Origin of the sequence: Cohnella nanjingensis, from assembly GCF_014212125.1 — a bacterium.
Lineage (GTDB): Bacteria > Bacillota > Bacilli > Paenibacillales > Paenibacillaceae > Cohnella > Cohnella nanjingensis.
The window spans coordinates 1-12,223 of sequence record NZ_JACJVP010000008.1 but is presented as its reverse complement, the minus strand read 5'-3'; the positions used below and the strand labels follow the sequence as shown (position 1 = coordinate 12,223).

Below are 12,223 nucleotides of genomic sequence, written 5' to 3'. Positions count from 1 at the left end.
CTCCTATTGGTGTCAGATCAAAGGGAGAAAAGGTGACCGGTATCGCTTACATCAATGCGCCGACTTTGGCATTCCAACCGATCGATTGAAAAGCGGCCGTCTGCGCCGATTGCCGGGCTTTGAGGCATAGGAGCGCGCTCAGCATCCCCGTCTCCAGCGCGCTCTCCGGCTGGGCGATCCCCTTCATGACTTCGACGAAGTTCCGGGCGAGCACCCGGTCTCCTCCCCCGTGTCCGTCGTCGCCCAAGCTCAGCTGGTAGGTCTCCACGCGGTCCGTATGGTGCATGTGCACTTTGGCCTGCGCCGTATACCAGTCGAACTCCAGCGTGCCCTTGTACCCTAACAGGCGGGCGCCCCTCGCCGCGGCTCCCCGGCGGGCGAAGAAGTTGTGCGAGTACGTCAGGTGCATCCCGGATTCGTAGCGGATCAAGGCGCTGCCGGAATCCTCGTTGCCCGTGTCCTCGGCGAAGCAGCAGAATTCGCCCTGCGGCGGCTCCGGGAAGACGTCCGTGCGCACCGCGCTCTCGGCGCAGGTCCGGTTCTCCTCGCAATCCGCGCAGCGCAGTCCGGCCGGCTTGTCGCCCCGGAATACCTGCTTGGAAGTCATCGCGCCGACCTGTACGGGCTTCTGCCCGATCAGCGCGTTCAGGTAATCGAAGTCGTGCGTCGCCTTCTGCAGGAACATCCCGCCGGTCTCGCGCTCGTCTCGGTACCAATGATGATAGTACACCCCGCCGTACGGCACGTTGTTGACCGCCTGTACGTGCTCCACGGTGCCGAGCTTGCCGGACGCGACGATCTCCTTGGCCAGCTGGAGCAGCGGCGTGAAGCGAAGCGGGAACGAGACGACGACCCGCGAGGCGGATTGCGCGTAGCCCGCCCGGAGCCGGCCGAGGTCTTCGTACGTCGTCGCGATCGGCTTCTCCAGGAACAGCGGCAGCCCGGTCGCGAACACCTTCAGCGCCATCTCCGTATGCAGCGAGCATCTCGTGCCGATCGCGACGCCGTCCAGCTGCATCTCCGCCAGCATCTCGTCCGCCGACCGGAAGAACCGGATGCCGCCCGCGACGTCTTCGCCGAGCTCCGCCCGGATGCGCTCCGCATCGGGATCGGCGATCGCGGCCACTCTGCAGTCCGGGTCCACGGCCGTCATCTGCGAGACCATCCATCGGATTCGGTTGCCGTAACCGATCACGCCCATTCTCATCCGATCCGCCCCCCTCTGTCCGCCTATATGCGGCAGGACATGATGTATGGTTTAGTTGACCTCGGGCTCCAGCGGCCCCGCCAGCTCATCCAGGTAGAAAAGCTTGCCGGGCAGCGTGGGCATGAAGCTGGACGGGATCCAGCGGTCCGGACCGTAGCGGAGCGTCACCCATAACGACAATCCCTGCCACTGCATGCCGCGTCCTAGCGCGCCGTCGCAGCCGCCGATGATCCGGTCGGACTGCAGGAACAGCGCCGGCCCGATCGTGTTCGCCCTGCATGGGACCAGCGTAGTCCGGCTCTTGAAGCTCGTCAAGGCATTCTGTTCGACGGTCAGCGGGTGCAGCTGCGCGCCGATCCGGTACGCCTGCGCCCGCCACGCCTCGTCGGTCTCGTACTCCGCCGCGAAGTGCGGCTCCCAGAAGGCGATATGCATCATCCGGCCGATCCCGAAGATCGTGATCAGCTCGGCCCCTTCGGCCTTCAGCGCCGCGATCTTGGCGGGGTAGGACGGCAGCTGGTCCAGCGTCGCGAAATGGCGCTGCTCCGGCGGAACCGTTAGCTCGCCGAGCGGCCCGTAGAACGCCTGCTCCATCGCGAAGCGGAACGCCCCGGGATGATCCGGCGGCAGCGTGCGGCCTTCGCCGTCGCTCCATTCGTCCATGTTGAAGCCGTAGACGTGCCGGCAGTCGACGCCCCATTCCTTCAGGAAGTAGACCGCCCACTTGTACATGCCCATCGGACCCGCCGGCAGGATGAGCGCCAGCTTGCGACCCTCCTCCCGCGTCCGCCGGATCTGAAGCGCGATCTCGTGCCCCATCTTCGTATCCAGATCCTGCGTCGTGCCGCAGCCGGCCGGCTCGAAGCCGCGATGCCAGAAAGGCTGGCGCTCCCCGATCCTCTCCGGCGGAACCGCGCAGCAATCGTCGATTCTGCGCAGGTCCCAGCCTGCCGGGAAAAAGTGCTCGAGCAGCGATCCCTGCGATGTCGTCATAAAGTCCATCTAGCTTCTCCTCCTCAGGGTAGCAATCGGGTGTGAGGCAGGCGTGGCCATGCCCTGCAGGCCGCGAAGCCTTCGGCGAACCCGGCGCCGCATTGCAAGCCGCGGAACTTGGACACGGTCCGGACGAAGTCGAGGAAGTCGATGCCGTCGTGTTCGAACAGCCATTTGACCTGGCTCTCGTGGCAAGCGTTCATCCGCAGCTTGGTGCCGATCTGCGCGGTAATGTCCACGTATTCGGTCGGCAGAAAGCCGACCCCCGCGAGCGTATCCATATAATAGATCGGCGGCGCCTTCCCGCAGGCGGCGAGATCCGCTGCCGGATGGTAGTAGGGCACCGTGGCGGCGAAGCTGGCGTCGAATACCGCCCGCGACACTTCCATATGGTCCTTCATGTAGTCCTCGGGCGGATGGGTAATGATGTAGTCCGGCCGATACGTCCGGAACACCTCGGCGAGCCGGCGAACCAGCTCGTCATTGTCGGCCTTGACCGACAGGTCGGAGAGATCGAGGCCGATCACGTCCGCCCCGATCAGCTTGCCCGCCGCTTCCGCTTCCCGCGCCCGGATCCGTTTCAGCTCCTCGGACGGGATGACCTTGTGCCCCTTGTCCCCGTTCGCCACGTGAACCATCGCGACGCGGTGTCCCGCTTCGGCCAGCTTGGCCAGCGTTCCCCCGCAGCCGATCTCCAGATCGTCCGGATGACAGCCGACCGCTACGATATTCATCTTCGTCGTCCCCCCGTTCACGATACCGACTGGGCGTTCGCGATCTCGCGAAGCGTCAGCTTCAGGGAGTCGCAGCCGTCCTGCAAAGTGGAGATCGCGATCGGCTCATCCCGGACCAACCGCTCCACGAAATAGCGCAGCTCGCTGTAGTAGGCTCCCAGGCTCGAGATATTGCCGCCTCCGGCAGCCGTGCCGACGTCCAGCTCGAGATTCTTCTCGACGACCCCGCCGTTCTCTTCATAGATCGCGAGGGTCGGCTGCTTGGCGGAGCTGAACAGCACGGTGGCCCGCTCGAACTTGACGCGGTACGACATCTCGAACGGCAGCGCGGCGGGGTAGTCCCATCCGCCTTCCAGCGACACGACCGCATCCGGATACTCGTACAGGCTGAAGATGTGGTTTTTCGCGCCGCCGTCGCTGACGGTCATGCTGGAGATGCGGTCCGGATCGCCCAGCAGGTAGCGGACGAAGTCGACGTCGTGGATATGCAGGTCGAGCGCGGCGGAGCCGCTCTTGTCGGGGTCGTCCAGCCATCCCTGCCAAGCCCAATCCGGCTTCGGGCTGATCCGGTTGAAGACGGCGGAGACGACTTTGCCGTAGATGCCGCTGTCGGCCAGTGCCTTCAATTCCACGTATTCCGGCCAGTAGCGGATCACGTGGCCCACCATCGCCTTCACGCCCGATTGCCGCTGCGCCGCAAGGAGCCGTTCCGCTTCCTGCTCGTTCAGGCAGACCGGCTTCTCGATGAAGACGTCGAGCCCCCGGTTCATCGCGGCGATCGCCGTCTCCGCGTGCAGGTAGGTGGGCAAGCAGATATCTACGGCCGTCACGTCCCCGCGCGCGATCAGCTCCGCCGCAGAGGCGAAGGCTTGGGCGCCGAACTTGGCGGCGACCGTCTCCGCCTTCTGCGGATTGTCGTCGGCGACCGCCGTCACCTTGAAGTCCAGCGTCCGAAGCAGCGCTTCGTAGCAAGCCGCGTGCATGCCGCCCATGAAGCCGGCGCCGATCAGTCCAATCTTAACCATGCGTTTCTCCCCCATTTAGCGTCTTCCCAGGATGGCATCCATGGAAGCCGACGTGTTGTGAATGATCTGCTCCGGATAATGGCGGTACGGCGGGATCATCTCCGCGATCGCGTAGCCGTCGTAGCCGATCTGCCGAAGCGCTTCCACGACCGCCGGATAGTCGACGTCGCCCGCGAGCAGATCCACGAATCCGGACAGCCCGGCGGCCTGCCGGCGGAAGTCCTTGAAGTGAACTTTCTTGATGCGTCCGCCCAGCGCGCGGATCCAATGCTCCGGGTAACCGTTCAGCACCGTATTGCCTATATCCAGATATGCGCCCACATAGGGGGAGCCGATCTCGTCGATGAACCGCTTCATCTCCAGCGGCGAGAGCAGGAACTTGTTCCATACGTTCTCGACGCCGATGGAGACCTGATGTCCCTCCGCAGCCTCCGCTAGCGCGCGAAGCGCGTTCGCCGCATTGTCGTAGGCTTCCTCGTAATCGGTCACTTCCACGCCGTCCATGAAGTCGACGCCTACGGCGCCAGGCACGACCAAGATCGTATCGGCGCCGAGGATCGCCGCAGCTTCGAGCTGGCGCTTCACGATATCCGACGCCCGATCCCGCACTTCCCGGCTCCGGCTCGTCAGACCGTTCGTCCATCCGAGGCCCGACGCCAGGCTTGCGATCTCGAGACCCAGCGCCTCCGCCTCTCTCCGGACGGAATAGATCTCCTCCGTCTTGCTCTCCAGGCTGAGCGTGCCGGATTCGGCCAGCGCCGGCTCGATGCCGTCGAATCCCGCGGCCTTCGCCAGCTTCATGCAGGACGTAAGGTCCATATCGGACGGGAACGACCAGATGTTGATGCCCTTCTTCAATTCGATGCCCTCGCTCTCTGCCGGTGTCGTCTTGCTTGGCTTTGAAGCCTATTCTACTGGCGCCGCGGGGAAAAAGATTTACCAAAGCTTTCGAAAAATTTATCACTTTTTCTGCGCCGGACGACGAAGCACAAAAAAACCTTTTCCGGGCGGGAAAAGGTTTGGCGAGGTTCGATAAGAGGGCTGGGCTCCCATAAGCGGACTTGGTTTCAGCAAGAGGACCTAGCGAGAGGACCTAGTTTCGGTTAGAGGACCTGGCTTCCGTTAGGGAGACTAGCTTTCGATAAGAGAATACGGCTTCAATAGGAGGACCTGGCCTTGACGGAGCGTGCGTATTCCGAAGGGGTCATGTCGGTGACCGTCTTGAAGTGCCGGGAGAAGGCGTGAATGCTGCTGTAGCTCAGCCGGTCGGCGATCTCGGTGAAGTTGCTCGTCTCCTCGCGGATCATCATCTTGGCCGTCTCGATCTTCATGCTCTTGAAGCAGCGCATCACGCTCATGCCCACCTTCGCCTTGAACAGCGCGTGCAGGTGCGTCTGGCCGATGTTGAGCGTGTTCTCGATCTCCTCGAGCGACAGATGGCCGCGGACGTTGGCCTCCATCAAGGCGATGGCGCGGCGCACGATCTCGTCCTCGCTGCGCTCCTTCGCCGTAGAGGACAACCGGTGGTTGCCCGGCATCGCGTCGTCTCGGGACAGGAGCATGAGGAGCAGCAGCTCCAGATGGATCTTGATCAGCTGCTCGACGCCCGGCGGGGCGTTCTCCTTCGGCACTAGATCGTGTACGGCGGGATCGTCGAACGGCGGCTCGAAGGCGGCGAATCCGTAGCGGATCAGCTCCGCGACGAGATTGCGCTCCTGGTTGTCCAGGCAGAAGATCTTCCCTTCGAAGAAAGACATGGCCGGGGAACGGCAGACGAAGGAGACGACGACGGCGTTCGACGCGATCTTCCGGTTGGCCCAGACGCTGTGGAACTCGTTCGGCTGGTGGAAGATCATGTCGCCCTGCTTCAGGTTGTAGCCCGTCGTCTCGGCCATGACCTCGATCTCGCCTTTGTCGATGTACAGAAACTCCCAGAAGTCGTGACGCTCCCCCCGGAAGATGAAGTCCCTGGCGAATTCGAAATAGTGGAGCGAGATGAGCCGGCTAACGTCGAACGTCATCTCAAGCGGCCTTGCGACAAAGCGGGAGGTAGATTCGCTGCCGGTAGACGTCATTGCCGTCGCCCCCTTCGAGTCGATCCTTGTCTACAAATTTTAGCATAGGCGTCCGGAGTTTGTCCGATCATTTTGGCAGATCGCAGCTCTCGGGGGAGCCGCCGCGCGGCAGAGCCGCGCTCGCAGGCCGACGTCGATCAGTAGCCGCATCGCTCGGTTAACGAGCCCCAAGTACCAGGGAAAAGGCAGAGATAACCGCAATATGCGGATAACGGGCCCCGATCCCCGGCGGAACAGGCAAAGGTAACCGTAATATGCGGGTATCTAGCTTGTTTTCTATGCAAAAGAAAGAAGACCGCGTCCGATTGCGATCCGCAATTCGTTGCAGTCTCTATAGCGTGCGTAATGTGCAATCACGGCCCCGTCTCTTCCCGCCTGCATGCGATCGATCCAAACGGGCGCGATGCCGTCACTTTTTCTTCTTCTTCGCTTTCTCCGCGTTCTCCTGTGCCCGATACTTCGCCAGCTCACCCACCAAATCTAGCGGCAGCGGCTGGTCCATGGGCAGCTGGATCGTCGTCTTGGACACCTCGTACGGCGCCAATTGCGTCTGAAAGACTTCAAAGATGCGGAAGGGGGGAGGAAACGACAACGAATAATGATTCTTGTAAGCGGAGTAATAGATCAGCATGCCGTGATACTGAAAAGCCGGCAACTGGTAGCTGATGACCTCTTCAGCTTCCGGTACGGCTTGCTGTATAGTCTGCCTGATTTGTTCTAGTCCGTCTTGTACGTCCTTCGGAAAAGTGCCGATATACGCGTCCGTCGTTTCGAACTTCGTTTTGGAAGACAACTCGTGTTCACCTCCCGCGCATGGAGTCGCGAATCGGCTGAAAATGACATTATTTTTCATTTTCGCTTCGGCACGAGTATAGCATTTCTCGGCTGCGCCTCGCTATAGTTCTAAGTTCGCATCCGGGCGGCTAGGATCAGCGCTTCCGCCGCCGCACGCAGCAGATCATGCGCAGCTTCGTCAACCAGAGTCCCCTCGTCGTTGATCTTGGCTGTCGCATGATTCACGTAGACTTCAGGCCGGCTTAACGGGGCTGCGTTGCATCCGAACAGAATATCGCGCAGATGGCGATGGCCTCTGACCGGACCGAATATCCCCCGGCTTGCTCCGATGATCGCGACGGGCTTCTCGTTCAGCGGGAATCCGAAGGAAGGCCGAGATCCCCATTCCAACGCGTTCTTCAACACGCCGGGGACTGAATAGTTGTATTCGGGCGTGCTGATCATCAACCCGTCGGCACTTCTAATCATGTCTACGAATGACGCTACCTGTTCGGGCAGGGCGGATTCAAGATCTTGATTGAAGAAGGGCAGCTCGCCGATCTCCGCTTCGAGATAGGTTGCCTCGCTAGGCAAATAGGCTGCGGCGGCACGCAACAAAACGCGGTTATAGGATGCCTTGCGGGTGCTTCCGCACAGTCCGACGATCGTAATCGATTGCTGTTCACTAGACATATCCTTTATCCTCCTCTTGATCTGTCAAAGTCTGCGCGTCTGCGTTTACTTCCCGCCGGTTACGCGAATGGCCTCTCCGTTCACGAAGCGATTCGCTTGAGAACCTAGGTAGACGATCGTGCTGGCCACGTCTTCAGGCGTTCCCAGACGCTTCGCGGGTACGGCTCTTGCGAATTGCGTCAACAGCCCGGGGTCGAATTCGGCCGTATTGCGTTCGGTTAACGTGAGCCCCGGCATCACGACGTTAGAAAAGATGTTGGCCGACGCCAGTTCGACCGCTAACGCTCTGCTGAAGCCGTGAAGCCCCGACTTGCTGGCGGCGTAGGACGAAGCGCCGGGCATGCCATCCTCCGCGACATCGGAGGAGAGATGGACCATTCGGCCCCACGCGCCCTTCTGCATGAAGGGCACGACGGCTCTGGTCACCAAGTACGTGGACATTAAGTTATGATCGATCATCGCGAGCCACGCATCCGGAGATCCTTCCGCGATCCGAACCGGCTTTCGGTCGCCCGTAACGGCATTGTTCACCAACACATCGATGCCGGCGGACGACCCCGCGATGCTAGAGATCGCCTGCGGGATACTGTCCCGATCCGTGAGATCCATTCGGATAGCATGGCACTCGCTGCCCTGCGAGCGAATCTCCTCCACGGTCTCCGCGGCCATTCGCGAATCGTTGGCATACGTGATGAACACCCTAGCCCCTTCATTGGCGAATTGCACGGCGGCGGCTTTGCCGATTCCTCGGGACCCGCCCGTGACGAGTACGACTTTACCCGCTAAACCCGAATCCATTGTTTTTCCTCCTCGTTATTTAAGTAGACCAGTCTATATAATATAGAGGAAAAGAAAACAACAAGCCATGGACCTCTCCATCGATCTCTTGTTGTTCAATAACTCAACGTCGCATCTCCCGCTGCGCGTGCTCGATCAGCAGCTTCAATTCACGGGCGACGGCGATCATCGGCTCCGGACCTCGATGCGCCCGGCACATGACCACGGCCCCTTCGATCGATGCCGTCACCAAAGTCGCGATCTGCGAAGCCCGCGCCGCCGGAAATCCGCTCTCCATGAGAATCCCTGCATATGCGGCTTGCCATGCGTCGTAGATGCGTCGGCAGACGTCGCGCAATCGTTCGCTGACATGGGCGGTCTCCAGAGCCACGGAGGCGATGGAACCGGCTTTGATGCAGTCGGTGTCGATAAACTTATTCGCGATGAACATGAGGATGGCGTAGATGGCCTCCGCGGGATCCCCGCTCTCCGCGAGCATGCCTCTGATCTGCTCCGTGATCGCATCGCCATGTTTGCCGATTGCCTCGGCAACCAGCTCTTCCTTGCCTTCCGGGAAGTAGTAATAGAGCGATCCCTTGGGCGCTCCGCCTTCCTTGATGATCTGATTCAGCCCCGTTGCATGGTACCCTTGAATGTCGAGCAGATGCGAGGTGGCCTGAATCAGCCGCTCGCGGGCCGAGAGCGTTTGTTCCATGGATTGAGATTCCTTTCGTCCATTCATTATAACGATTGGTCTATATACAAGATAAGTCATCCCCGTCTTGCTGTCAATTCCTCCGCATCCGGCGAAAAAGGCCGGGCTTTCTCCGCGAAGAGAACCCCGGCCCCGCATCGAAGATGATGATCGCCCTTGCCGGGAACCGCAGCCCGTTAAGCCATCAACTGAACGAACTCCTGCGGATGGGAGCGGATATAGAGGCAGATGTGACCGAGACTCGATTGCACTTGGCTTCGGAACTTCTCGAACAGAGAGCGAATCGAGGATTGGATGATCGCCCGATCCTCCTCCAGCGTCTCTCTCTCCTTCGCTTCAAGCGTCTCTCTGGCGGCCTCCAGCAGTTGAATCAACGCCGTCTCGCCCCAGAATCGCAGGCCGTCGTTGACGCCTTTCCAATAAGCGGGCTGCTCCAGCAGATAAGCGATCCACGCCTCGAAGTCCGCTTCCGAATGTTGCGCCGGATACAGCACCCTGAACATGCATAAAGCCTGCTGCCCGCGGTTCAACTCGGCGATCGCTTCCGACTTCACCGCCAGATTCCGCCCTCGGATCCGGGTGACGGTCGGTTCCGTGCAAATCAGGAAGAGCTCCTCGTCGTTCAGCGCCTCGAATTGCGATCTCTGCATCTCCACCAACATCATAAGAATCACGCTCCTTGATGCCATCTTATGTTTGATTGAGTTACAAGTCAATATAAAACACAAAAAAATCACTGCGGCTTAAAAAGCAGCAGCGACGATTCGACGACCTGATCCAGCGGCTGGTTGAGCCGCGCCTTCATCTCCGCATCCGGAATCCCCTGTGCGGCAAGCTGGTGCTGCGCTTGATCCAGATACGCCATCCCCTGAGAGACCGCCCCCCAGAACTGCATAGCCAACAGACGGGCGTCGCCATGCGGAATGGCGCCTTGGGAGATCCCCTTCTCGATGGCTCGGGTCATGGGGCCCATGAAGCTCTTCACCCACGCGAAGGGAGAGATCTCCTCCGGCGTATACAAGTGATGAAGATCCAGGCTGATCCGCGCATAGAAACGGGAGATCGCAGAATCGTCCAGCACGCGCTCGCAAACCATCCGGGCATAGCCTCGAAGCAAGTCCGGGGCATCCCCCTCCTGCGCGAAGTAAGTCTCCGTGGCGCGCCGAGACTCCTCCATCATATATTCGTACAGCTCGCGGAACAGCGTTTTCTTATTTTTGAAATAGTAATAGACGAGTCCATGCGCCAGCCCTGCCCGGTCTGCGATATCTCCCATATCGGAAGCGGCGTAGCCTTTATCGACATAGACGCGAATAGCGGCCTGCAGGATTTCCTTTTTCCGCTGCTTGCGTATTTCTTCATTCTGTTCTCGTGTACGTGGGGACATGCGCATTCACCTTTGGTCGTGACTTCGGATCATCCCGATCCGGCTTTCCGCCGGCCTTCCGGCTGTCCATTCCGGCGCCGGCGCTTCAATTCTCATTGTAGAAATCGCACTTCATTCTGTCAATTAAGGCAGAGGACGCGGACGAGCGCCGAAGACGCGTAATTAAACCTGTGCGTCCCCCTATCCCCTCTGCCCGGGTTCCTGCGCCGGCAGCATCCGGAATAAGCCGATATAGAGGGCGATACTGATAAGCGTGCACAGCAGGATGATCCCGAAGACGGCGATCGGGGACAGCCATGCGGACAGAATGACGGTCGAAGGCGCCAGGAAACGGCCGACGGCAAACTGCAAACTGGCCGCCCCCATATACTGGCCTCTGGCCGCTTCGGGCGCATAGCGGCTGACGAAGCTCTGCGCGACCGGAGAGCGGCTGAGCTCCCCGATTGTCATGAGGATCGTGAAGCCGAACAGCAGCCACGCGTTCGTGGTCCACCCGATCAGGAACATCCCGATCCCGAACAGAAGCGAGGAGAAGATGAGGACGTTCCGGTCGCTCCAGGCGGCCATCCAGCGGGTAACCGGCAGGACGCCCAGGACGAACAAGAGGCCGTTGATCCCCATCATCCACCCGAAGACCCCCATGCTGCTCAGCGCGAAGGAGCCGCCCTCCCAGGCGATCAGCGTCTGCGCGGGCACGTAGTCCTTCACGTAGACGGCCAAATACAAGTCCAGCTGCATGAACGCGAAGGTGACGAAGATGCCCGCTGCGATATAGACCGCAAAGGCGCGGTCGCGGAAGATGACGGCGTAGCCGGCCACCTGCGCCTGAAGGAGCGAGAGCGCGCCTTGCGCCGGCTTCACCGCCTTCGCCGACGCCGGGAGCGTCTCCCGGACGATGAACCAGACCGCGACGGCGTACAGCAACATCACGCCGGTACAGGTCCAGAGCAGCTCCGATCGGTAGCGGAAGAAGAAGACGGCCCCGAGCGCGGGCCCGAAGACGGCGCCGATATTCATCGCGGTGACGAAGGTGGCGAAGACGACGCGGCGATCCCGCTCCGGCGTGAGATCCGCCACCATGGCGGAGCTGGCCGGCCCGTAGAGCGCGCCGCCGAGGCTGATCCCGATGAAGGCGAGATAGTCGGTCCAATGCGACAGCGACAAGGCGAAGATCGCGAACATCCCCGTCTTGGTGAAGGCGCCCAGCAGCATCGTGAAGCGTCGGCCAAGCCGGTCGGAGAGATGGCCGCCGATCAGGCTGCCGAAGATGCCGATCAAGGGCGGGACGGACATGAGGAGACCCGCCGTCTGCTCGCCGAAGACCGAACGGAAGTAGAGCGTCATATAGGGGAAGTACATCCAGAACAGCAGATTGAAGAGCGTCTCGCCGATTAACCTCGTGCGCAGGTTCAAATCCCATTTCAGCCATCTCAAAGCGGGTTCCCCCTCGTGATCCTTTCTTTCCTCCCCGGCCGGGTTCCCCTAATTTAGACGATTTTCCAGCAAAGATATAGACTTATATTCTCCCTTCGTTTATACTAATATTATAAGGGGCGAGGTACTATCCTTTTATTTCAGCTGCTTCAATTACCGAGAACGGCACGCTTTCGTGGCGTTTTTTTGTTGTCTTTTTCCTACTATCGCCGCTGCCCGCCAGCAAAAAACATGCATGACCTTACCAGGTCACAGGCTATAATGAAAATTGCGACAGGCTTAAAGAATCGCACAGCGGCGAATCCGGCCTTACGAGCTGCAACGATAAAATCTACATGGCCTATCTGATTCTTTTTTGGTGGTAAGCGGGCATTCTACATTCTAAGCGCCTATTGTTCCGTCATCATAG

General features: G+C 60.3%; 14 protein-coding genes. 1 reads left to right on the top strand and 13 read right to left on the bottom strand.

Annotation, left to right across the window (positions count from 1 at the left end; all coding sequences use genetic code 11):
- Positions 1–46: 46 nt before the first annotated feature.
- The 5 genes from H7C19_RS07275 to H7C19_RS07255 are packed head-to-tail and all read right to left on the bottom strand — an operon-like array spanning position 47 to position 4,817.
- Positions 47–1,207, bottom strand: coding sequence for a Gfo/Idh/MocA family protein (locus H7C19_RS07275; protein WP_185141934.1), 1,161 nt, complete (start codon positions 1,205–1,207; stop codon positions 47–49).
- Between the two features lie 51 nt (positions 1,208–1,258).
- Positions 1,259–2,209 (bottom strand): sugar phosphate isomerase family, encoded by a 951-nt coding sequence (locus H7C19_RS07270; protein ID WP_185141933.1) that lies wholly within the window; start codon positions 2,207–2,209, stop codon positions 1,259–1,261.
- Positions 2,210–2,223: 14 nt separating this feature from the next.
- Positions 2,224–2,934: a PIG-L deacetylase family protein gene (locus H7C19_RS07265; protein ID WP_185141932.1), complete on the bottom strand. Its 711-nt coding sequence runs from the start codon at positions 2,932–2,934 to the stop codon at positions 2,224–2,226.
- A gap of 17 nt (positions 2,935–2,951) precedes the next feature.
- Positions 2,952–3,959, bottom strand: coding sequence for a Gfo/Idh/MocA family protein (locus H7C19_RS07260; protein WP_185141931.1), 1,008 nt, complete (start codon positions 3,957–3,959; stop codon positions 2,952–2,954).
- Between the two features lie 15 nt (positions 3,960–3,974).
- Positions 3,975–4,817: a sugar phosphate isomerase/epimerase family protein gene (locus tag H7C19_RS07255; RefSeq protein WP_185141930.1), complete on the bottom strand. Its 843-nt coding sequence runs from the start codon at positions 4,815–4,817 to the stop codon at positions 3,975–3,977.
- Between H7C19_RS07255 and H7C19_RS34195 the strand changes: the two genes are divergently transcribed.
- Complete coding sequence (locus tag H7C19_RS34195; protein WP_221469095.1) at positions 4,798–4,995, top strand: hypothetical protein; 198 nt, start codon at positions 4,798–4,800, stop codon at positions 4,993–4,995. The two genes, H7C19_RS07255 and H7C19_RS34195, sit on opposite strands and share 20 nt — an antisense overlap.
- Before the next feature lie 121 nt (positions 4,996–5,116).
- Here the strand turns inward: H7C19_RS34195 and H7C19_RS07250 are convergent, their stop codons facing one another.
- The 8 genes from H7C19_RS07250 to H7C19_RS07215 all read right to left on the bottom strand — a co-directional run bounded on the left by H7C19_RS07250 (position 5,117) and on the right by H7C19_RS07215 (position 11,814).
- The gene (locus H7C19_RS07250; protein ID WP_185141929.1) at positions 5,117–6,034 is read right to left on the bottom strand and encodes an AraC family transcriptional regulator; all 918 of its coding nucleotides are present in this window, start codon (positions 6,032–6,034) and stop codon (positions 5,117–5,119) included.
- A 409-nt stretch (positions 6,035–6,443) separates the two neighbouring features.
- The gene (locus H7C19_RS07245; protein WP_221469094.1) at positions 6,444–6,827 is read right to left on the bottom strand and encodes an iron chaperone; all 384 of its coding nucleotides are present in this window, start codon (positions 6,825–6,827) and stop codon (positions 6,444–6,446) included.
- Positions 6,828–6,937: 110 nt separating this feature from the next.
- Entirely contained in the window at positions 6,938–7,501 is a 564-nt protein-coding gene (locus H7C19_RS07240) for an NADPH-dependent FMN reductase (protein WP_185141927.1), read from the bottom strand.
- A 45-nt stretch (positions 7,502–7,546) separates the two neighbouring features.
- A complete protein-coding gene (locus tag H7C19_RS07235; RefSeq protein ID WP_185141926.1) occupies positions 7,547–8,299 on the bottom strand; it encodes an SDR family NAD(P)-dependent oxidoreductase in 753 nt (250 codons plus the stop codon).
- A gap of 103 nt (positions 8,300–8,402) precedes the next feature.
- Positions 8,403–8,993 carry a TetR/AcrR family transcriptional regulator gene (locus tag H7C19_RS07230; protein WP_185141925.1) on the bottom strand — a complete coding sequence of 197 codons (591 nt, stop codon included), beginning with the start codon at positions 8,991–8,993 and terminating at the stop codon, positions 8,403–8,405.
- Positions 8,994–9,169: 176 nt separating this feature from the next.
- Positions 9,170–9,658, bottom strand: coding sequence for a hypothetical protein (locus tag H7C19_RS07225; RefSeq protein WP_185141924.1), 489 nt, complete (start codon positions 9,656–9,658; stop codon positions 9,170–9,172).
- 68 nt (positions 9,659–9,726) lie between these two features.
- Positions 9,727–10,380 (bottom strand): TetR/AcrR family transcriptional regulator, encoded by a 654-nt coding sequence (locus tag H7C19_RS07220; RefSeq protein ID WP_185141923.1) that lies wholly within the window; start codon positions 10,378–10,380, stop codon positions 9,727–9,729.
- Between the two features lie 180 nt (positions 10,381–10,560).
- Entirely contained in the window at positions 10,561–11,814 is a 1,254-nt protein-coding gene (locus H7C19_RS07215; protein WP_185141922.1) for an MDR family MFS transporter, read from the bottom strand.
- Positions 11,815–12,223 lie beyond the last annotated feature (409 nt).

Bases quoted from the DNA above. Each gene is read 5' to 3' on its own strand.
- H7C19_RS07275 (WP_185141934.1), bottom strand. From the start codon at position 1,207: ATGAGAATGGGCGTGATCGGTTACGGCAACCGAATCCGATGGATGGTC.
- H7C19_RS07270 (WP_185141933.1), bottom strand. From the start codon at position 2,209: ATGGACTTTATGACGACATCGCAGGGATCGCTGCTCGAGCACTTTTTC.
- H7C19_RS07265 (WP_185141932.1), bottom strand. From the start codon at position 2,934: ATGAATATCGTAGCGGTCGGCTGTCATCCGGACGATCTGGAGATCGGC.
- H7C19_RS07260 (WP_185141931.1), bottom strand. From the start codon at position 3,959: ATGGTTAAGATTGGACTGATCGGCGCCGGCTTCATGGGCGGCATGCAC.
- H7C19_RS34195 (WP_221469095.1), top strand. From the start codon at position 4,798: ATGTTGATGCCCTTCTTCAATTCGATGCCCTCGCTCTCTGCCGGTGTC.
- H7C19_RS07250 (WP_185141929.1), bottom strand. From the start codon at position 6,034: ATGACGTCTACCGGCAGCGAATCTACCTCCCGCTTTGTCGCAAGGCCG.
- H7C19_RS07240 (WP_185141927.1), bottom strand. From the start codon at position 7,501: ATGTCTAGTGAACAGCAATCGATTACGATCGTCGGACTGTGCGGAAGC.
- H7C19_RS07235 (WP_185141926.1), bottom strand. From the start codon at position 8,299: ATGGATTCGGGTTTAGCGGGTAAAGTCGTACTCGTCACGGGCGGGTCC.
- H7C19_RS07230 (WP_185141925.1), bottom strand. From the start codon at position 8,993: ATGGAACAAACGCTCTCGGCCCGCGAGCGGCTGATTCAGGCCACCTCG.
- H7C19_RS07225 (WP_185141924.1), bottom strand. From the start codon at position 9,658: ATGATGTTGGTGGAGATGCAGAGATCGCAATTCGAGGCGCTGAACGAC.
- H7C19_RS07220 (WP_185141923.1), bottom strand. From the start codon at position 10,380: ATGTCCCCACGTACACGAGAACAGAATGAAGAAATACGCAAGCAGCGG.